This is a genomic window from Enemella dayhoffiae (assembly GCF_002250625.1).
Taxonomy (GTDB): Bacteria; Actinomycetota; Actinomycetes; order Propionibacteriales; family Propionibacteriaceae; genus Enemella; species Enemella dayhoffiae.
The window spans coordinates 87,826-107,751 of the sequence record NZ_NMVQ01000004.1 but is presented as its reverse complement, the minus strand read 5'-3'; the positions used below and the strand labels follow the sequence as shown (position 1 = coordinate 107,751).

General features: G+C 71.5%; 17 protein-coding genes. 12 read left to right on the top strand and 5 right to left on the bottom strand.

Going from position 1 to position 19,926, the window contains the following annotated elements; all coding sequences use genetic code 11:
- The first annotated feature begins 82 nt into the window (after positions 1-82).
- The 3 genes from CGZ93_RS18270 to CGZ93_RS04335 are packed head-to-tail and all read left to right on the top strand — an operon-like array spanning position 83 to position 5,140.
- Positions 83-1,621 carry a hypothetical protein gene (locus CGZ93_RS18270; RefSeq protein WP_141211072.1) on the top strand — a complete coding sequence of 513 codons (1,539 nt, stop codon included), beginning with the start codon at positions 83-85 and terminating at the stop codon, positions 1,619-1,621.
- 54 nt (positions 1,622-1,675) lie between these two features.
- The gene (locus CGZ93_RS04340) at positions 1,676-3,544 is read left to right on the top strand and encodes an atrophin-1 family protein (RefSeq protein ID WP_094362922.1); all 1,869 of its coding nucleotides are present in this window, start codon (positions 1,676-1,678) and stop codon (positions 3,542-3,544) included.
- A gap of 3 nt (positions 3,545-3,547) precedes the next feature.
- Positions 3,548-5,140 carry a hypothetical protein gene (locus CGZ93_RS04335; protein ID WP_094362921.1) on the top strand — a complete coding sequence of 531 codons (1,593 nt, stop codon included), beginning with the start codon at positions 3,548-3,550 and terminating at the stop codon, positions 5,138-5,140.
- A gap of 24 nt (positions 5,141-5,164) precedes the next feature.
- Here CGZ93_RS04335 and CGZ93_RS04330 read toward each other — a convergent pair whose 3' ends face one another.
- The 4 genes from CGZ93_RS04330 to CGZ93_RS04315 are packed head-to-tail and all read right to left on the bottom strand — an operon-like array spanning position 5,165 to position 9,086.
- Entirely contained in the window at positions 5,165-5,710 is a 546-nt protein-coding gene (locus CGZ93_RS04330; protein WP_094362920.1) for a hypothetical protein, read from the bottom strand.
- Between the two features lie 33 nt (positions 5,711-5,743).
- On the bottom strand, positions 5,744-7,105 hold the full coding sequence (locus CGZ93_RS04325; protein WP_094362919.1) for a polysialyltransferase family glycosyltransferase: 1,362 nt from the start codon (positions 7,103-7,105) through the stop codon (positions 5,744-5,746).
- Positions 7,102-8,094: a glycosyltransferase family 2 protein gene (locus tag CGZ93_RS04320; RefSeq protein ID WP_094362918.1), complete on the bottom strand. Its 993-nt coding sequence runs from the start codon at positions 8,092-8,094 to the stop codon at positions 7,102-7,104. Before CGZ93_RS04320 ends, CGZ93_RS04325 begins: the two co-directional genes overlap by 4 nt.
- The gene (locus CGZ93_RS04315; RefSeq protein WP_094362917.1) at positions 8,091-9,086 is read right to left on the bottom strand and encodes a glycosyltransferase family 2 protein; all 996 of its coding nucleotides are present in this window, start codon (positions 9,084-9,086) and stop codon (positions 8,091-8,093) included. The genes CGZ93_RS04320 and CGZ93_RS04315 overlap by 4 nt, the downstream gene beginning before the upstream one ends.
- Positions 9,087-9,198: 112 nt before the next feature.
- Here CGZ93_RS04315 and CGZ93_RS04310 point away from each other — a divergent pair, with 112 nt between their 5' ends.
- On the top strand, positions 9,199-10,083 hold the full coding sequence (locus tag CGZ93_RS04310; RefSeq protein ID WP_094362916.1) for an N-acetylneuraminate synthase family protein: 885 nt from the start codon (positions 9,199-9,201) through the stop codon (positions 10,081-10,083).
- Complete coding sequence (locus tag CGZ93_RS04305; RefSeq protein ID WP_229117195.1) at positions 10,080-11,096, top strand: hypothetical protein; 1,017 nt, start codon at positions 10,080-10,082, stop codon at positions 11,094-11,096. Before CGZ93_RS04310 ends, CGZ93_RS04305 begins: the two co-directional genes overlap by 4 nt.
- A gap of 58 nt (positions 11,097-11,154) precedes the next feature.
- On the opposite strand, the gene CGZ93_RS04300 is transcribed toward CGZ93_RS04305, so the two are convergent.
- Positions 11,155-11,667 carry a PaaI family thioesterase gene (locus CGZ93_RS04300; protein ID WP_094362915.1) on the bottom strand — a complete coding sequence of 171 codons (513 nt, stop codon included), beginning with the start codon at positions 11,665-11,667 and terminating at the stop codon, positions 11,155-11,157.
- Positions 11,668-11,851: 184 nt separating this feature from the next.
- On the opposite strand from CGZ93_RS04300, the gene CGZ93_RS04295 reads away from it, so the two are divergent.
- The 7 genes from CGZ93_RS04295 (at position 11,852) to CGZ93_RS04265 (ending at position 19,914) form a co-directional block, all read left to right on the top strand.
- Positions 11,852-12,508, top strand: a complete 657-nt coding sequence (locus tag CGZ93_RS04295) for a helix-turn-helix domain-containing protein (protein ID WP_176451625.1) — start codon at positions 11,852-11,854, stop codon at positions 12,506-12,508.
- A gap of 10 nt (positions 12,509-12,518) precedes the next feature.
- The gene (gene priA / locus CGZ93_RS04290) at positions 12,519-13,316 is read left to right on the top strand and encodes a bifunctional 1-(5-phosphoribosyl)-5-((5-phosphoribosylamino)methylideneamino)imidazole-4-carboxamide isomerase/phosphoribosylanthranilate isomerase PriA (RefSeq protein WP_094362913.1); all 798 of its coding nucleotides are present in this window, start codon (positions 12,519-12,521) and stop codon (positions 13,314-13,316) included.
- A complete protein-coding gene (locus CGZ93_RS04285; RefSeq protein WP_324252430.1) occupies positions 13,313-15,679 on the top strand; it encodes an HAD-IB family hydrolase in 2,367 nt (788 codons plus the stop codon). The genes priA and CGZ93_RS04285 overlap by 4 nt, the downstream gene beginning before the upstream one ends.
- Positions 15,679-17,199, top strand: coding sequence for a lactate racemase domain-containing protein (locus CGZ93_RS04280; protein ID WP_094362912.1), 1,521 nt, complete (start codon positions 15,679-15,681; stop codon positions 17,197-17,199). The genes CGZ93_RS04285 and CGZ93_RS04280 overlap by 1 nt, the downstream gene beginning before the upstream one ends.
- On the top strand, positions 17,196-18,035 hold the full coding sequence (locus CGZ93_RS04275; RefSeq protein ID WP_094362911.1) for a 1-acyl-sn-glycerol-3-phosphate acyltransferase: 840 nt from the start codon (positions 17,196-17,198) through the stop codon (positions 18,033-18,035). Before CGZ93_RS04280 ends, CGZ93_RS04275 begins: the two co-directional genes overlap by 4 nt.
- A gap of 80 nt (positions 18,036-18,115) precedes the next feature.
- Positions 18,116-19,105 (top strand): GNAT family N-acetyltransferase, encoded by a 990-nt coding sequence (locus CGZ93_RS04270; RefSeq protein WP_094362910.1) that lies wholly within the window; start codon positions 18,116-18,118, stop codon positions 19,103-19,105.
- Positions 19,106-19,164: 59 nt separating this feature from the next.
- The gene (locus CGZ93_RS04265) at positions 19,165-19,914 is read left to right on the top strand and encodes a YebC/PmpR family DNA-binding transcriptional regulator (RefSeq protein WP_094362909.1); all 750 of its coding nucleotides are present in this window, start codon (positions 19,165-19,167) and stop codon (positions 19,912-19,914) included.
- Positions 19,915-19,926: the final 12 nt, after the last annotated feature.

Here is a 19,926-nt window from a genome sequence, read left to right as displayed (position 1 = left end):
TTCACCGGACTGTGACCCCGGGTGCACTAGGGTCGCCGGTGGACGAATACGGCCGTCTGCCGCAGATGAGGGGATTTGGGACGTGGCTGAGAACAGCGCCTCGCGCAAGGGACTGATCGGGTGGACGCTCTCAGCAGTCGTCGCCCTGGTCATGCTGATCGCAGGAGCGATCGCCTTCACCGGTGACAAGAAGTCTGAGGAGACCAACCCGACGGCTCAGCAGACGATCGCCCCCGGTAGCTCGACCTCCTCTGGCCCCTCCACCTCGGGACGCTCGACCACCCCGCCGCCCGGTGGCGCGACTCCTCCGGCGACCGACCCGACCGCTGACCCCGGCACCTCCGGTCAGCGGCCCGGCAGCGAGGACGAGACCGGCGGCGGTGTCGGCCGCGACACCTCCGGCTCCGACGGCAGCCAGGGCCCCGGTCGCGACCCGGGTGCCACCCCGGCCCCCGGCGGCTCGACCGCTGCTCCGACCACCGCTGCGTCCGGCCCCGCCACCCTGGCCCCCGTGCCCGTCGGCCCCGCCGCCCCCGAGGGCGACTCCGCCCAGCCCGTCGGTAACGACTCCGGGGGAAGCCAGACCGGTGGCACCCAGCCCGGTCCGCAGGCGACCGGCAGCGTGACCACCCAGCCCGGCCCTGGCAGCGTGACGACCCAGCCCGGCCCCGGTACCGGCAGCGTTCCTCCAGTGCCCACCCACCCTGGCAGCAACCCGACCACGACGCGGCCCCCGGTCACCAACCCGCCCACCACGAACCCGCCGGAAACGCCCGATCCCACTCTGATCGAGTTCGGCAATGCCACCGCCCAGTTCTCCGATGACGGCAAGAGTCTCGCTCTCTCTGTGGAAGCGCCTCGCCTGCCGGGGGTGTACTTCCTCCGGTATGAGATCACCGACACGACTGGAGCGAAGCGGTCCATCACGCTTAGCGTGGTCGTGCACCCGAATGGGCGTATCGATGTGACTGTCAACGGGAAGCCCTCGGGCCTCAAGGGCAAGGACGGCACGATCAGCGGAACCGTGACGCCCAGTGACTTCGGCTATGAGGAGCCTTGGTTCCCGAGCGAAGGGGTACTGGACGCTTGGTCGCCCACTGGCGTTCAACCGCCCCCCACCTTCCAGCCGGCACCGTCACAGGCTCCGACCCCGAGCCCCTCTCCGAGTGCGAGCCCGAGTGCGACCCCGACCCCGACCCCGACCGCTACGCCGAGCCAGGATGGGAAGCCGGACACGCCGGTCACGCCGACCCAGAGCGCAAGCGCAACGGCGAGTGCATCTTCGTCCGCCAGCACATCCACGGCCAAGGCGGCGACGGTGAAGGCGTCCAGCAGCGCGACAGCCACCCCGCGTCCGGCCACTGCCAAGGCGTCCTCCTCGAGCACAACCAAGGCGACTACTTCGGCCACGGCCACCAAGGCGGCTACCACCAAGCGGGCCACGGCCGGGGCGACGACCACGGCGACGCCGAAGCCGGCCGCGACGACCACGACCGGCACCACCACCCAGCAGTCGAGCGGTACCACCGACGACGGCACCGCGGCCACCGCCCAGCAGCGTCCCGCTGCCGTGGTGTCGCAGCGCCGCCAGCGCGCGGTCTCGCGTCGGCGTACTCGCTGACCGCGCTCGTCGCCATCCCCCAGGTGACTGCGTGAACCGAAAGCACGGTGACGGATGAACTCTTCTGAAGGCCAGGAGGGTCATCCGAACCGGTCCGACGCCCACTGGTACCAGCCCCAGCAGCTCGAGGAATCCCCCTGGGCGCCGGGCGCCAACCCGCCGCCCTACGGGCAGCAGTGGGGGCCGGGCGGGAACCAGCTCGACCAGTATGGTCAACCCGACCAGCACGGTCAGCAGCGGTACGCCCACCAGGAGCAGTATCCGCAGCAGGATTTCCAACCGCAGCAGGATTTCCAATCGCAGCAGGGGCAGTATTCGCAGCAGGGGTACGCCCCATTCCCGCCCGCCGACGGCTATCAGCAGCAGCCCCCGCCGGAGGATCGAACCAACCTGTCCTTCCCCGAGCCGGAGCCGCCGCAACGGTTCGTGCTCGGACCGGGCCATCCCGAGCAGCCGCCACCTCCGCAACCGGTGATGCCCGGCCCGGACCCGATGCAGCCGCCCGGGTCGGCGCACCACCCCGCCTCGGCCTACCAGGTGCAGCAGACCCCGGTGTCGCAGGCCTCGGCGCCGTATCCGATGTCGCAGGCCTCGGCGCCGTATCCGATGTCGCAGGCGTCCGCGCCGTATCCGATGTCGCAGGCGTCCGCGCCGTATCCGATGTCGCAGGCCTCGGCGCAGTATCCGATGTCGCAGGCGTCCGCGCCCTATCCGGGTTCGCAACCGTCTGCCACCTATCCACCACACGGCGAGCCCGCGTCCACCCCAGCGTCCGACAGCGACCGCGGCAAGCGGAACAGCCGCCGCGCCATCGCGGCCGTGCTGATCGGAGTCGTCGCCGTCGCCGGGATCCTGCTGCTGGGCGTCAGTCAGTTCCAGCGGGCCAGCCGGTCCGGGGCCACGACCGCAACGGCGCAGGAGCTGAGCCGTCCGGCACCCCCGGGATGGTCCCGCACCTTCGTCTGGTCGGTGGACCTGCCGACGATCGGAAACCCTGCCGTGGTGGACAATCGGGTCGCCTACATCGATCCGGGCGGCGCCCTGCACGTGCTGGACGCCGACACCGGACAGCCGCTGCTGACCAGCACCACCAACAGCGTCTCCCGTGACGCGCGCCCGCTGCTCGCGGTCACCCAGGGCAGCCCCGTGGCCGGCATCATCGACGGCGCCACGCTGCTGCTGTGGCGGCTCGACAGTCCCTCCACCGAACCGCGCCCGATCACCCTGGCGCCCAAGGCGAAGCTGTACGCCCAGGGCGGTGGCCTGCTGGTCAGTACCGGCAGCGAATACTGGCTGGTCACCGCCGCCGGTGCGCTCGCCCCGGTCACCCTGCCCGCCGACCACGTCGCCCTGGCCGCCACCCCTGAGGGCAACCTGCTCTCCTCCCCGCCACGGGGCGGGTGGACGATCAACTCCGCCAACCCGGGCACCGCGCCGCAGCAGGTGCGTCCGGAGCGTACGCCCGAAGGCACCGTCGGCGAACTGCAGGTGGCCTGGTCCAGTCGCGGGGTGATCGCCGCCTGGGGTGACACGGCCGACCCGGCCCGGCGTACCGTTGGTCTCTATGACGCCGCCACCGGCAAACAGCTCGCCACCAGCGCCCTGGCCACCGACGTGGTGAAGGCGGGGTTGCCGCTGACCGTCTCGCCGAAGCGGGAGTTCGCCTCGGCCGGTCCGATGCTGGCCCGACTCTCCGACGGCAAGGTCGAGGTGGTGGAGCGGTGGTCGACGATCATGTCCGACTCGAAGAACCTCTACGGCACCCGCGACGGGGTGGCGATGTTCTGGAACGGTGAGCTGAAGCCGCTGGAGCTGGACCCGAAGGCCGTCCGGCCGTGGGGAATGAGCGACAAGCGGTACGCCATCGTGCTCGACCCGCTGGACAGCGGTCGGGTCCGCCTCGGCGCGCTCGCCGAGGGCTGACGAGTGGGCAAGGACGAGCAGCCCGAGGACGGGCCCTGGCCGCTGTGGCCCGGCCGCGACGGTGCGACCGGGTCCGGGGCGAACCCCTCCGGGCCGAGCGACCCCGAGCCGATGGAGGTACGCCTCCGCGAGGCCGAGGAGTCCCGGAAACGGAAGCAGCAGTCCGCGGAGGCGACGCGGCGCCGACGGAACCAACGAGGACAGAAGGGCCCGCTGTGGTGGTTGGTGCTGGCAACCGGCGCCGTGCTGATCGCGCTGGTGCTGCTGGGCGGCTACCTGGCCGACGCTCCCAACCGGCCCGCCCAGACCGCCTCCAGCTTCGCCCGGCCAGCACCGGTCGCTCCGCTGGCGGCGGAGCGGGCACCGGTGGCGCAGAGCCCGCTCACCCTCGTCGCCGGCTCCGGGCGCGGCGTGCTCGACCCGCTCGATCAGGGGCGGGTGCTGATCGGCCCCAGTTCGCGCTCCCGGAGCTGGCAGGTGGGGGTCGTCGACCTGCACCAGGGCCGCACCGAATGGACCCAGATACTGCGCGAGCCCGAGCGGGGTCTGGGCGCGCCGAGTTTCGACCACCGCTATGTGCTGGAACCGGGCCGGCTGCCCGACCAGCAGGACCAGGGCTGGGTGCTGCTCGACCGGACCACCGGCGCCTCGGTGCGTGCCGGCGGGAGCAGCGAGGGCTACCGCTCGACGGTCGCTACGCTGGCCGCCGGGACCCTGCTGGAGGCGAAGCCGGCGTACGCGGGACGCTGCAACGCGATGGAGGTCACCGCCTATCGGGACCAGCTGAGCACCGAGGACCGCTGGCGTAAACAGCTCCCGGGGCAGTCGACCAGCGGGTTCACCGCCGAGCTTCGGCACGGGTTGCTCTGGATCGGCTCGGGAGCATTGCATCGCGGTGACCCCGGCCCGCTGCCCAGGACCTTCCCGGTCGCGGTCGACCCCGGCACCGGGAACACCCCCGCCTGGTTCACCGCCCCCGACGCCAAGTCGTGCAGCAAGGTCCAGGTGGGCTACGTGCCCGTCGACGAGGGTCACGTGCTGCGGGTCACCGAACCCCGGTACGCCACCTCCGAGAAGCGGTGGAGTGAACGCCGCGCGGTGATGCTGGACGGCAGCGGCCGGGAGCTGTGGCGGACCGACAAACCGGTCACCGTGCACGACGGACGGGTGTACGCCGTGACCCCCAACTCCAGCCGCAGCTCCACGGTCGCCGCCGGCGCTCGACTGCTCGACAGCGACACCGGCAGACCCGTGTGGGGCAAGGCCGTGGCCGGTTCGCCGGTGGCGAGGATCGGGGACCACGTGCTGTTGCACGGCCACCCCGGGATGAACGTGGTCCGGATCAGCGACGGCACGATCCGGCGTACCCACCAGACCGGGTCCAACGGGACGGTCGTGGTCGTCGGTGACAGCTACCTGCTCACCTCACGGCAGGGCCGGGGGAGCACCGCGGTGCAGGCGTTCGCGAGCGGCGACGACCGGCCGCTGTGGGCCCAGCTCTATCCGATCGAGGACGCGCGACCGGTGGCCAGCGGCGACCGGTTGGCTTTGTTCGACGGCAGAGGGACCGTGCTGCCGCTGGCGCCCGCCGGCTGAGGCGTACCGCTCAGGAAGGGCCGGTCAGGACAGGCGTACGCCGTCGGCGACCAGCTCGAACCGGTGACCGGCGGAGAAGTCCTCCTCGCCGATGAACGTGGCCGCGAGCGCGCCGGTCCAGCGCAGGTCGAACGTGTTCGGGGCGACTCGGCTGAGCTTGATCGTGTGATCGCCGCACAGGCCCTGCCCGAGCACGAAACAGCCGAACGCCAGCTCCTCGGCGACCCCGTCCAACTTGATCCGCTTGACCGGGTCGGCGGACAGCTCCAGGCCGTCCAGCATCGACTCGGTGAACGTGTCGGCAGCGATGGGCAGCTCGATCCCGGCGTTGTCCCACTTGATCGAGGAGATGATCGCCGAACCGTAGTTCACCCAGGCGCCGGGGCGCTGCCACTCCGAATCGGTGGCGGCGTCCTCGCGGGGCGGTTCGGCGTCGTAGGGGACGGTCTCGGCGTGCAGGTGCAGCCGGAGCTCGCCGTCGGAGCCGCCCCGAACGGTGAGCTCGATCAGATCCAAGGGGTGCCCGTCGGGCCAGGGGCTGTCGCTGAAGGTGAGTCGACCGGTCGTCATGGCACGACCCTAGCCGGTCGTCTGGCCGCTCGGTCAGCTGCCGCCGCGCAGGGGTCCGATGAACCGCGCCTCCAGTCGCCGTTCCAGCGCGTACGCCCGCCGCGCGGCCCGGCGCAGGGTCGGGGTGAGCGCGGTCCGCGCGGTCATCCGGCCACCGGGCAGCCCCAGCTCGCCGAGGCGTACCGCAGGGAAGAAGCGCGCCAGTTCCGGATGGCTGGTCAGCCAGGCCGCGACCCGTTCCCGGCGCGGGGCGAGCAGCTCGGGCTGCATCACAAACCCGACGGCCTCGACCAGTTCGTTCGTCTCGGCGACGGTGCGGCTCGGCGTGGTGCTGTCGGGGCCGGGCAGCAGCGAGTCCACGATCGCCAGCGGTACCCGGTTGCCGTTGGCGTAGGGCTTCAGCACCCGCAGCAGCAGTTCGGTGCCGACGCGGACCGCCGCGATGCCGAACAGGGCGCGCGCGGTCATCAGCCCGGTGGAGAAGCAGCCGACCACCAGGCGTACGTCGAGCCGGTCATAGAGCGCCTCGGCGAGCACCGGCTCGGCGTACACGATCACCTCCACGCCCAGCTCGCGGCCGCGGTGGAGCAGGCGCTCGGTGAGCGCGACCGGGGCGCTCGGGTGCGGTTTGAACACGACGCTGCGCAGGCCGCGGCCGACCGCGGCCTCGAGCATCTCGACGTGCAACTGCTGTTCCTGCTCGGTGCTGATCAGCCTGAGCGCGCTGAGGTACTGCCCGAGCAGGATCGCGCACGGCCCCTCGACCGGGGGCAGGGTGACGTCGGCGTCGATCTGCCGCAGCACGGTGCGCATCCGGTCGGTGTCGATCCGCTGGCGGGGGACGGCGTATTCGCTGAGCACCAGCGGCTCGACCCCGGGCACCAGGTCGAGGTGGAGCACCCGGTCGATCCGCAGCCCGATCTCGGACACCACCCGGTTGCGGGTGGGCGACCAGGTCATCAAACCGTCGGCGTAGATGTCGATCGACGCCTGGGCGAACGCGGCCACCAGCGCCTTGGCCGGCGGGGCCTGGATCGACTGGGTGACCAGGTGCACCGGTTCGTCGCCGAGCCCCCAGGTCAGTCGCAGAAAGCGTTCCCACAGCGGTTGCTCGGTCTCGCTGGGCATCCACTGCCGCGGGTGCAGCGGGGCGATCGCCTCGTTGTAGGAGACGACCTGGTGGAAGCGGCCGGCCAGGGCGGCGAACGACGGGCTCTCGCGCAGCGCGTCGCCCACCTCGGGGTTGTCCACGTTGTTGCTGGTCACCAGCACCCGGCGGGGTGAGTCGCCGAACAGGCCCTGGTCGAGGGCGGCGACCAGTGTGGCCAGGCCGAACAGGGTGGACACCTCGAACAGTTGGGTGCGGGAGGCGATATCGGGATTCGGCTGGTTCATCGGGTCGTTCTCCTCTCGACACGCGGAGCGTGGGAGCCCATCAGCCGCTGCAGGCGGCCGCGGCGGTCGGGGGTCAGCTCGGCGAGCACGGCGTCGCGGGGTGCGGCGGGCAGGGTGCGCAGGCCGTCGGCCAGGGCGTGGGTGAACGTGCGGCGTACCTCGGGGCGGAACCGGTTCAGCAGGCCCAGGTGGTGCAGGGTCAGCTCGCACTGGCGCCGGATCGCCTTGGGCAGGAACCGGTCCGCTTGGGGGTCGGCGCGGACGAGTTCGATCACTCGGGCCATCGCCGGCACGAAGTCGAGCTGGGTGGCGGTGGCGCGCTGCGACAGCGAGCCGGCGACCTGCCGGCGATAGCCGAGCCCGACCAGGTCGGGCACGCTCATCGTCGCCCCGGACAGGTGCAGCCGCCAGATCCACGGCCGGTCCTCGGCGGTGCGCAGGTCCTCGTCGAACCGCAGCAGTCCGGCCGCGGCCAGCTCGCGGCGGTACGCCCCCGCCCAGGCGTACGGGTGGTCGACGCTGGTGCGCTGGTCGGCCGGCAGGATCTGCTCGCGGGCGTTGACGACACGGCCCAACCGGGCCCCGCTCGGCACCCGGACCAGGTTCCGTTTCGGGCCGGTGACATCGAGGTGATCGGTACGCAGGAAGTCCGCGCCGAGGCGTACGCAGGCGTCTCGCAGGGCCGGGAAATAGTGTGGGGCGACCAGATCGTCGCCGTCGAGGAAGGTGACCCAGTCGGCGTCGGCGGCCGCCAGCCCGTGGTTGCGGGCCGCCGACAGCCCGACGTTGCGTTCCAGGCCCAGCAGCCGGGCGTTGCCGAGGCGGGGGAGGGCCGCGCCGATCAGCTCGGGCGTGCTGTCGGTGGAGGCGTCATCGACCAGCAGCAGCTCGATGCCGTCGCCGGTGGCCCGCTGCAGCGCGGCGAGGGTCTGGGGCAGCAGCCGGGCCAGGTTGTGGCAGGGGATGATCACCGCCAGGGTCGCGGTCATGGCAGCACCTCGAACAGGCGGGCGCGGCGTTGCAGGTCCTCGACCGCGTGGCGGCGAGGCTCGGCCATTCCGGCGAGGGTACGCCGCAGCAGCGCCGGTTCGACCTCGGCGAGCAGGGCGCCGGCCTCGCTGGTGAACCGGCGCCGCAGCTGCGGGGTGAACCGCCCCCGGGCCGCCCAGTGCGAGGCGAGCAGGCCGCACCAGGTGCGGACCACCTTGGGCCAGAACCGGTCGGCCTCGGGGTCGGCGAGCACCTCGTCGCGGACCAGCCGCAGCGACGGGATGATCGCCAGCTGCCGCTCATCGCCGGTCTGGGTGAGCGAGCCGGCGACCCCGCGACGATAGAACACCCCGACGGTGCGGGCGATGGTGAACTCCGGTACCCGCAGGTGCAGCCGCCAGATCCCGGGGCGGTCCTCGGCGCTGCGCAGCTGCTCGGGATAGTGCACGATTCCCTCGTCGCGCAGCCGCCTGTGATAGACGCCGGACCAGGCGTGCGGGAAGTCGATCGAGGTGGTGCGCTCCAGCGGGATCGCCGCGCGCGGGTTGCCGACCCGGCCGCCGCGGTTGCCGTCGGGGATGCGGACCGTCGTGCGGGTTGTACCGGTGACCTCGACGTGGTCGGTGCGCATCCAGTCCAGGCCGGTCGCGAGCACCTCGTCGAGCAGGGCGGGGTAATAGCCGGGGGCGACCCAGTCGTCGCCGTCGAGGAAGGTGAACCGCTCGGTGCGGAGGTGTTCCATGCCGCGATGTCGGGCACCGGCCAGCCCCTGGTTGGTGGTCAGTGGGAGGAGTTCGGCTCCCGGGAGGGTGCGGGTGGCGGCCTCGAGCAGGTCGGCGGTGTGGTCGGTGGACGCGTCGTCGACCAGCAGGAAGGTGATCCGCGGGTCGGCCGAGCGGGTCAGCGAGGCCAGCGTCTGCGGGGCGAGGTGGGCCAGGTTGTGGAAGTTCACCACCACCGTCAGCAGCGGCTCGCGTCCCGGTCGTGGCATGCCGACCACCCTAGTGCCGCGGTGTTAGCCTGTGCTGAGCCGCGCAGTTGGCGCGCCGCGCCGCGCGACGCTCGCCCGAGGATCGGGCGTACCGCGTCGATGAAAGGACACGATGACCGCTTCTGAGAACCCCGTCCGCATGATCGGCGATCGTCCGGTCGGTGCCGGGCACCCGACCTTCATCACCGGTGAGATCGGCATCAACCACAACGGGGACGTGCAGAACGCGCTCCGGCTGGTCGACGCCGCCGTGCACGCGGGTGCCGACGCGGTCAAGTTCCAGAAGCGGACCCCGGAGATCTGCACCCCGCGCGACCAGTGGGACATCCAGCGGGACACGCCGTGGGGTCGGATGAGCTACATCGACTATCGGCACCGGGTCGAGTTCGGGCAGGACGAGTACGCCGAGATCGACCGCTATTGCAAGGAGCAGGGGATCGCCTGGTTCGCCTCGCCGTGGGACACCGAGGCGATCGACTTCCTGGAGACCTTCGAAGTGCCGGCCTACAAGGTCGCCTCGGCCTCGCTGACCGACGACGAACTGCTGGAGAAGCTGAAGTCGGTCGGACGCACGGTGATCCTGTCGACCGGCATGTCCACTCCTGAGCAGATCGCGCACGCGGTCGAGGTGCTCGGCACCGACCAGCTGATCATCTGCCACGCCACCTCGACCTATCCGGCGAAGCCGGAGGAGCTCAACCTGCGGGTGATCAACACGCTGCGCGAGCAGTACCGCGTGCCGATCGGCTATTCCGGCCACGAGACCGGGCTGCAGACCACGCTTGCCGCCGTCACCCTGGGCGCGGCGTTCGTCGAGCGGCACATCACCCTGGACCGGACCATGTGGGGTTCGGACCAGGCCGCCTCGGTCGAGCCGCAGGGGTTCGAGCGGCTGGTGCGGGATATTCGGGTGATCGAGAAGGCGCTCGGCGACGGGGTGAAGAAGGTCTACGACTCCGAGCTCGGCCCGATGAAGAAGCTCCGCCGGGTGCAGTGAGCTTCGACTCGCTCCGCCCGCTCAGCCAGCGTCCCAACCGGGTACTGGGGCTGGTCGAGTCGCCGGCCCAACTGCTGAACGCGATCGAATGGGCGTACGCCTCCGGCGCCGGTTCGGCCGCCAAGCTGGTGGTGGCCGGACCGACCGACCTGACCACGCGGCTGCAGTTGCACCGGCTCGCCGAGCTGGCGCGGGCCGACGGGTTCTCGGTCGGCTGGTCCGAGGTACGCGGGAACCCGCTGCAACGGGCGCGCGCGCTGAGCTCGCTGGCCGGGTTGGTCCGTTCGGCGGAGACGGTCGTGCTGGGGGACCCCTATTCCGGTATCGCGCACCTGCTGCTGAACGCGACAGTGGGGCGTACCCCGCGGATCGTGGTGGTCGACGACGGAACCGCCACCCTGCACTACGAGAAGCAGTGGGTGAGCGGAGTGCCGCTGCAGCGCTGGCACCTGACGGGGCGGTCGCTGGCCGGTCGAGTCGTCGGTGGCCGGGCCGGTGAACTGCTCAGCCGCGGGTCGGAGGCGGTCTCGCTGTTCACCGCGATGCCCGTGCAGACGCGGATTCCGACGGTGCGCAATGAGTACGCCTGGACGCGCGCGCGGTTCGGCCCGCCCGAACTCCTGGACGGGATCGACCTGCTCGGCAGCTCGCTCGCCGAGACCGGCACCATCGCCGAGTCGGCGTATCTGGCTGGGGTCCGAAGGCTGGTCGCCGAGCACGGACTGCGCCGCTATCTGCCGCACCGCCGGGAGGCCGCGGCCAAGCTCGCCGCGATCGCCGCGCTGGGGGTGGAGCTGGTCCGCCCCGACCTGCCGATGGAGGTGTACGCGCGGCGCGGCCCGACCGCAGGGGAGCTGTGGTCGTTCCCGTCGACGGTGCTGCACACGCTGCCGTTGGTCCTGGCCGACACCGAGGTGCGGGTGCGCTCGCTGGCGGTGGACGCCGACTGGTTCAGCGCCGAGGCCGATCAGGTGTCGCGGGACTTCATCGACGGTATCGGCTCCGCTCCCTGAGCTCCGCCGCTCCCTGAGCTCCGCCTCTCCCTGAGCTTGTCGAAGGGCTTCGACAGGCTCAGCCGGCGGCACGCATGGTGTCGGGGGCCTCAAGGGCGATCACGCGGCCGGTGGCGACGGTCTCACCGTTGGCGGTCATGGTGAGTTCCACGGTGACCTTGCGGCCCTTCACCTCGGCGATCCGACCCCGGACGACGAGCGGCGGACCCATCGGGGTCGGACGCTGATAGCGCACCTCCAGGGTCCCGGTGACGAACCGCACGGCGTCGGAGCCGGTCTCACCCACCAGGTCGATGCCGCGGTCGCGGGTGGCCGCCAGCGACGCCGAACCGGTGCCAGAGCAGTCGATCACCGAGGCGACCAGCCCGCCGTAGACGAAGCCGGGCATCGCCGTGTGCTCCGGTCGTGGGGTGAACACCGTCTCGGTCGCGCTCTCGGTCTCGGTCGCGGTCTCGCCCGACCCGTCGCTCACCCAGCGGGTCTTGAGCTGCAGCCCTTGGTCGTTGAGCCGCCCGCAGCCATAGCAGGCGGCTGCGTCATCGGGATAGTGGTCCTGGATCGCTGGCTCCATGACCGAGACCCCAATCGATGCCGAAGCCGGGCCTCCCTGCCCTGGGTGGTGTTGCGGCAGAGGTGTGCGCAACTGCTCCCGCAGCGGGAGCAATTGCGCACAGCTTGAAGCGGATGGGTGTCGGGGGAGCCGGTGTGGCTCACTTGCGCGAAGACTGTCAGTGGCGACTGGCAGGCTGATTGGCATGTCAGACGAGCCCTCTTTCGACGTCGCGGGGATGGTGCGCCGGGTGCGCCGGAAGCTGGACCTCAGTCAACGGGATCTGGCGGAGAGACTCGAGGTGGCGCACTCCACGGTGGCGCGCTGGGAATCGGGGGAACGCGACATCCGCAGCACCGACCTGGTGCGCCTGTTGGCGCTGGCCGAGCTGCGGCTGGAGGTGCGCGACGACGAGGACGAGGTCGTGGCGCCGATGCACGGCGCGGATGCGGTTCGAGACCGGGGCGGGCGGCAGTTGCCGGCGCATCTCGACGCGGAGGCGCGGTGCACGAGCATGGCGCTGTTCGACAACCCCGGTTGGTGCTGGGCGCGGGTGCCGCGGCGCCCACTGCGGGATCGGCTGCGCGAGGCGGGGCGGCTGCAGAACGGGGATCAGCACCCGACGCTCGAAGAGGTGACGGAGGCGCGGGCGCGGGCCAGGCGGCGGATTCAGGCGCCGGTTCTGCGTCGTGCGCAGCTGCGGCGGGAGCGGTCGGCGGCAGAACGGCCGCCGGTCCCGTGTTTCTGTCCGCTGGAGTGTGAGGAGGTGCACGGTTGTCTGCCGGAATGCCTCTGTGCGTGCGAGCCGAGGGTGCCCGAGTGGGCGACGCCGTGGACGCGCGGGGGGAGGAAACTTCGCTAGGCTGCCGGGCGTGGATTCACTCACCCTTTTGCCCGCTGTGGACGTCAAGGGCGGCCAGGCCGTCCAGCTCGTGCAGGGGGTGGACGGCACGGAAAAGGTATTCGGGGACCCGCTGGCAGCGGCCCGCCGCTGGCAGGACGCGGGCGCCGAATGGATCCACCTGGTCGACCTCGACGCCGCCTTCGGGCGCGGCTCGAACGCCGAGACCATCGCCGAGGTGACCCGGGCGATGGAGCTGAACGTCGAGTTGTCCGGCGGGATCCGCGACGACGAGTCGCTGGAACGCGCGCTCGCGACCGGGTGTGCGCGGGTGAACATCGGTACCGCGGCCCTGGAGAACCCCGAGTGGTGCGACCGCGTCGTCGGCACCTACGGCGAGCGGATCGCGATCGGCCTCGACGTCAAGGGTGAGCAGCTCGCCGCCCGCGGCTGGACCAGCTCCGGCGGCAACGTGTTCGAGGTGCTGGCGCGGCTCAACGACGCCGGGTGCAGCCGCTACGTGGTCACCGACGTCGCCAGCGACGGGATGCTGAGCGGCCCCAACTATGAATTGCTCGGCGCCATCTGCGCCCGCACCAGCGCCCCGGTGATCGCCTCGGGCGGCATCTCCAGCCTGGAGGACCTGCGCCGGTTGCGCGGCCTGGTGCCGATCGGGATCGAGGGCGCGATCGTCGGCACCGCCCTCTATGTCGGCAACTTCACCATCGCCGACGCCCTGCAGGTGGCCAACGGCGAGATCGACCCCGACGCCAACACCAACCCCGACGCCAACACCAACCCCGACGCCGACCAGACGGGGGAGCGGTGACCTCGGAGTCCGCCGGGCTGCTTTCCGGTGAGGTGCACGACGGTCCGCTGCTGGAGGGCCGGATGGCCGAGCTGCTGGCCGGCAAGAAGGTCGTGATGACCGGTGTCACCGGGTTCATCGGCGAGCAGATCCTGTGGAAGATCCTCACCGAACTGCCCGACACCACCGTCGGCGTACTCGTCCGCCGCAAAGGGTCCGCCTCGGCGTACGACCGGGTGGTCCAGCTGGTCAAGAAGAAGATCTTCAAAGAACTCCGCGAGACCGCCGGCAGCGCCGAGGCGCTGCTGGACGCCCGGGTCCAGGTGATCGAGGGCGACCTGCCCAACGTCCCCGACCTGCCGCGCGACCTGGACGTGCTGATCCACTGCGCCGGGGACGTCTCCTTCGACCCGCCGATCGACAGTGCGTTCAAGACCAACGTGCTCGGCACGAAGGCGCTGCTGGACAAGCTCCGCGAGGCGATGTCCGACGCTGACGGCACCCTGGTGCGCATCCCGCACTACCTGCACGTGTCCACCGCCTACACCGCCGGCCGCCGCCGCGGGGCGATCCCCGAACTGGCGCACGAGCACGACGCCGACTACGCCACCGAGACCGAGTGGGCCCTCAGGCTGGCCGAGCGGATCGAGATCGAGTCCCGCTCGCCGGAGCGGCTGACCGCGCTGCGCGAGGAGGCCGAGCAGCGGCACCGCAAGGCCGGCTATCTCACCACCGCCGCCGACACCGAGAAGCGCCGCAAGGACTGGGTGCACGAACAGCTCGTCCAGGCCGGCACCGAACGCGCCCGCTCCCTGGGCTGGACCGACGTCTACACCTTCGCGAAGGCGATGGGGGAGCGGATCGTCGCCGACCTCGGCCGCGACTTCCAGGTGTCGATCGTCCGGCCGGCGATCGTGGAGTCCTCCCTGGTCCACCCCTACCCGGGGTGGATCGAGGGGTTCAAGATGGCCGAGCCGATCATTCTCGCCTACGGCAAGGGGAACCTGCCGGAGTTTCCGGCGAGCCCCGACTCGGTGATCGACATCGTGCCCTGCGACCACGTCGTCAACTGCATCCTGGCCGTCGCCGCGACCCAGCCCGAGGTCGGCCGCCCGGAGTTCTATCACGTCAACTCCGGCGCCCGGAATCCGCTCACCTTCCGCGACATCTACGGCCACGTCCGCAACTACTTCTCCAAGCACCCGTTCGACCGGGGCGATCGCGGCGAAACGAAGCTGCCGATCTGGAACTGGCCCGGCGCGACCCAGGTGGAACGCGTGCTGTCCACCTCCGAGGTCGCCTCCCGCTGGGCGGATCGGGTGCTGGAGTTCGCGCCGCGCTCGGGGCGTACCCGATCGATCGCCAAGTCGCTCGACCGCACCCGCGGCCGGCTCGACTTCCTGCGCCGCTACCTGACCATCTATGGCGAATATCTGCGCACCGAGCTGCACTTCGTCGACGACCACACCCTCGCCCTGCACCGCTCGCTGCACGCCGACGACGTGGAGCGCTGGGCGTTCGACACCGGGGTGATCGACTGGACCCACTACATCGAGGAGGTGCACTGCCCCTCGGTCACCGCCCCGGTCCGCCGGATGGACGCGGTCAAACGCCGCCGCGGCCAGCAGGCGAAGGCGTCCACGTTCAAGGACGTGTCCCGCTCCACCGCCGACCCGGCCAGCGTGGTCGCCGTGTTCGACCTCGACGGCACGGTGATGAGTGGGAACGTGATCGAGACCTACCTGTGGGCCAAGCTGCCCGAGCTGTCGATGGCCGGCAAGGTGTCGGAGGTGGCGTCGATGATCGGCGCCCTGCCCGACCTGCTGCGCGCCGAACGCCGCGACCGCGGCACCTTCCTGCGCGCGGTCTACCGCCGCTACGCCGGCGCCGACCTGGCCGCGTTGGAGCGGGCCGTGGACGAGCGGATCAGCGAGCAGATCCTGGAACGGCTCTCACCCGATGCGGTACGCCGGGTCCGCGAGCACCGCGCCGCCGGCCACACCACCGTGCTGATGACCGGCGCGATCCGCCCGCTCACCCGGCCGCTGGCGCCGCTGTTCGACGTGATCGTCGCCGCCGAGCTGGCCACCGACGCCGAGGGCCGCTGCACCGGCTTCCTGACCGGCCCGCCGATGGTCGGGGAGTCCCGTTCGGCGTGGCTGCGGCACTGGGCCCGGTTGAACAGCAAGGACCTCGGCGAGTCCTACGCGTACGCCGATTCTCACGTCGACCTGCCGATGCTGAGCGTGGTCGGCCACCCGGTGGCGGTGAACCCCGACGTGGGGTTGATGCGCGCCGCCAACCAGAACTCGTGGTCGATCGTGGAGTGGGCGGCGATGTCGCAGACCCCGCGCTGGTCCATCCCGTCGAAGAAGGAGAAGTGATGTCGCGTCCGGGTTTCGCACTCGAGGTGGACGACCGTACGCCCCCGCTGCTGATCTCCGAGGGCGCCGGCTGCCGGCTGGAGCGCCTGCCCGTGGGCACCCGCGTGGTCTATCCGGCGGAATCGCTGCCCGGCGTGGCCGACCTCGGCGAGGCGATCCGCCGGGCCCTCGGCGCCCCGCTGGACGCCGAACCGCTGGCCGCCCGGCTCGCGCCCGGCACGAAGCTGGCGATCACCTTCACCGACGCCTCCCGCCCGGCCCCGTCGATGGCCGCCCCCGACGTCCGCGCCCGGGTGCTCGAGGAGATCCTCGAGTTGGCCGCGGCGGTCGGAGTCGACGACGTCTCACTCGTCGCCGCCAACGGACTGCGCCGCAAGCAGACCGTCGACGAGCTGCGCGGACTGGTCGGGGAGCGGGTGCACCGCTCCTTCGCCCACCAGGACCGGCTCGGCGCCCACGACGCCGAGGCCCCCGACCTGGTCGAGCTCGCCCCCGGCGTACGCGTCAACCGGGCGGTCGCCGACGCCGACCTGGTCGTCAACGTGGTGCTGGTGGACTCGCTTGCCCGCACCGGCTGGGACCAGCTCGCCACCGGGGTCACCGGCAGCGCCACCGCCTGGGCCCAACTCGGCCTCGGCGCCGATCAGACCGTGCGCGACGAGGTCGCCGCCGTGCTCGCCGACAAGCTCGACGTGTGCCAGGTCGAGGTGGTCCTCGATCAGCGGCAATTCCCGCCCCGGTTGGGATTCCTCGGCAAGCGGGAGTGGGAGTGGAAGGTGCGCGACCGGGCCGGGTTCGTCGGCTTCCGGCAGTTTCAGGCGGTCGCCCCGCACCGGGTCCGCCGGATGTTTTTCGACACCAACCCCGCCCCCTACGGGGTGCTCGCGGTGCACGCCGGCGACGTGGCCGCGGTGGGGGCGGCCAGCTCTCAGCTGATCGGTCGCCAGCAGCGGGTCGAACTGACCGGACAGGCCGACGTGCTGCTCGCCGGGCCCGCCCCGGTCACCGAGCACAACGTCGGCGCGGTGATGAACCCGCTGGTCGCCGCCTGGGATGTGCTGGCGCGCAGCTTTGACTCCACCACGGGTACGCCGGTGGTGCGCCCGGGCGGGGCGATGATCCTGTTCCACCCGCTGATGCCGGCGTTCAACTCCCGCTTCCACGCGGCCAGCGCCGACTTCTTCGCCGACGTGCTGCCCAGCACCACCGACTCGGCGCGGATCCACGCCGAGTTCGAGCCGAAGTTCCTCGGCGACGAGTGGTATGCCAACCTCTATCGCACGCAGAACGCGTTCCACGGCGTGCACCCGCTGCAGCTGTGGTACGCCACCCGCGCCGCCGTCGAGCACTGCGGCGACATCATCTGGGTCGGCGCGGACCGGGCCACCGCCGAGAAGCTGGGTTTCCGGGCGGCCTCGACGCTGGCGGACGCGCTGGAGATCGCCTCGGCGGGTGTCGGGCGTACCCCCTCGATCACCCACCTGCACACCCCGCCCGCGGTCCTGGCGGACGTGCGATGAGCGAGCAGCAGCGCGAACTCGCCCGCTGGGCCCGCGGCGGCCGCCGGCGACCGCGGCTGGCGCCGCGGTTGCTCGCCGACCTCCGCAAGGTCGGTCGCGCGCGCGGCTGGTCCGGCCCCGACGCCACGCTCTCTGAGCGAGGAGCGTCGCCCCATGCGCTCTCTGAGCGAGCGAGGAACGAGCGAGTCGAAGGGTCAGGGAGCGCCGCCAGCCCGGCCAGCGTGCTCCGCGCGGTGACCACCCTCGGCACCCCGCGCGGGCTGAGCGTCGACGGGGGAGACCCGGCCCGGCTGCCCGCGGGCGGGGTGGTGCTGGTCGCCAACCATCCGACCGCGGCCGCCGTCCGCCTGGTGCTCGGCCGACTGCCGTGGTCGCGCCGGCTGAACACGACCGTGCTGATCGGCGACCGCTCCCAGGACAGGCTCGTCGAACGACTCCGCCGCGGCGGCACCGTGCTCGCGTTCCCCGAGGGGCGACCCAACGGCGACGGCAGCCTGCGGGAGTTCGGTGACGCCGCGGCACGGCTGGCCGCCCGCGCCGGCGTACCCGTCGTTCCGGTCGGCGTCCGCGGAGCGTTGAGCGTGCCCGATCGCGGCCGGTCCCGGGCCCGGGTCGCCGTCCGGTTCGGCAACCCGCTCGGTGCCGATGCCGGCGCCCCCGAGCAGCGCGCCGCCGTGGCCGCGCTGCTGGAGGAGGACGCCGGCACCTGGTGGCAGGTGCAGCGCCGCAGCCCGGCGAGCGAGCAGCCGGCGACCCACGGCTGGCGGCTGACCTGGGCGGAGACCGCCCCCGCCCGCCGCGGCGGAAGTCGCGCGACGACCAGGATCTGGCGCTGACCCTTCCCTTGGGCCGGAGAGTACACTCGATCACTGCGCCCACTCGGGCAGCAGTGTCGGGGCAGACAGAGAGGATCGTTATGGGCCACCCGCTCGATGACGTGACTCCGCTGACCTGGACCCCGGCCACGTTCGCCGATGTCGAGGCGATCCACGCCCTGTCCACCGCCATCTACTACCTCGACGAACCCGCCGAACGCTGGGCCCGGGAGGACGTCGAGGAGAGCTTCGCACGGATGGAGGACGACGTCCAGCAGTGCGTCTTCGTCGGCCGCGACGGCGAGTCCGTGGTGGCGCTGATCTGGAACAACTTCACCGACTATCCCGGCGACCGGGTTCGGCTGGTCGGAGCCGTGCACCCGGCGTACCGACACCAGGCGATCGGTCGCAAGATGTTCGCCTGGCAACGCAGGGCCGCGTGGCAGTTCTGGCAGCGCGACAACGGCGACAGACCACTGACCATGCTCGCGTTCACCGACGAGAAGCTGTCCGGACGGCGCCGGCTCTATCTGCACGGCGGAATGCGCGAGGCCCGCTGGTTCATCGACATGCACTGCCAGTTCTCCGACATGGGCGACCAGGTCGACCAGGCGATCGCGCTGGAGCTGCCCGGCGTACGCGTCGTCCCGTTCGGCAGCGAACACGTCGAGGCCACCCGGGACTGCCATAACGAGGCGTTTGGGTCGGCCTGGAACTCCAAGCCGATCGACGAGGTCGGCTGGGCGGAGTCGATCGCCCGCGGACAGTCCCGCCCCGAGTGGTCCTGGGTGGCGCTGGCCGACGACGGTCGCGTGGTCGGGTACGCCCTCAGCGCGCGCTATGGCGACGAGGACGTCGAGGGCTGGACCGACCGGCTCGGCGTACGCCCCGAGTGGCGGGGCCGCGGCCTGGCTCGTATCCTTCTCGCGCGGTCGCTGGACTCCTTCCGGAACTCCGGCCTGGAGGGCGGCGGGCTCGGGGTGGACTCGCACAACGGCGGCGGGATGGAGTTGTACCGCTCGCTTGGCTACGAGGCGACCGACACCATGATCCAGTACGAGTGCACCGCCCCGCAGGACCTGGCCGACTAGGGCCCAGCGGCGGTACCGGCGCGGTACACGCGGCGTCGAGACGAGAGAGGACGGGACCGATGAGCGGTCATTCCAAGTGGGCGACCACCAAGCACAAGAAGGCGGTCATCGACGCCAAGCGGGGCAAGCTCTTCGCGAAGCTGATCAAGAACATCGAGGTGGCCGCACGGCTGGGTGGCGGCGACCCCGCCGGCAACCCGACCCTCTATGACGCCATCCAGAAGGCGAAGAAGTCCTCGGTCCCCAACGACAACATCGACCGCGCGGTCAAGCGCGGCTCCGGTGCCGAGGGCGGCGGCGCCCAGTACGAGACGCTCTGGTACGAGGCGATGGCCCCCGGCGGGGTCGGCGTACTCATCGAGTGCCTGACCGACAACCGCAACCGCTCCGCCTCCGAGGTGCGCGTCGCCGTCACCCGCAACGGCGGCTCGATGGCCGACGCCGGCTCGGTGTCGCGGCTCTATCAGCGCAAGGGCGTGATCGAGGTGGCCCGCGACCAGGAGGGCAGGTCGGTCAGCGAGGACGATCTGCTCGAGGCCACCCTGGAGGCCGGCGCCGAGGAGGTGATCGACCATGGCGAGGGGTTCACCATCCAGTGCGAGCCGAACGACCTGGTCGAGGTGCGCAAGGCCGTCCAGGCCGCCGGGCTCGACTACGAATCGGCCGAGGTCGCGATGGTCCCCGACTACGACAACCCGGTCGACGCGGACACCGCCGAGAAGATCGAGCGGATCATCGACGCGCTCGACGACTCCGACGATGTGCAGAACGTGTACGCCAACTACGAGGGTCCCGCCGAACAGGAGTGACCGTAGACCCGG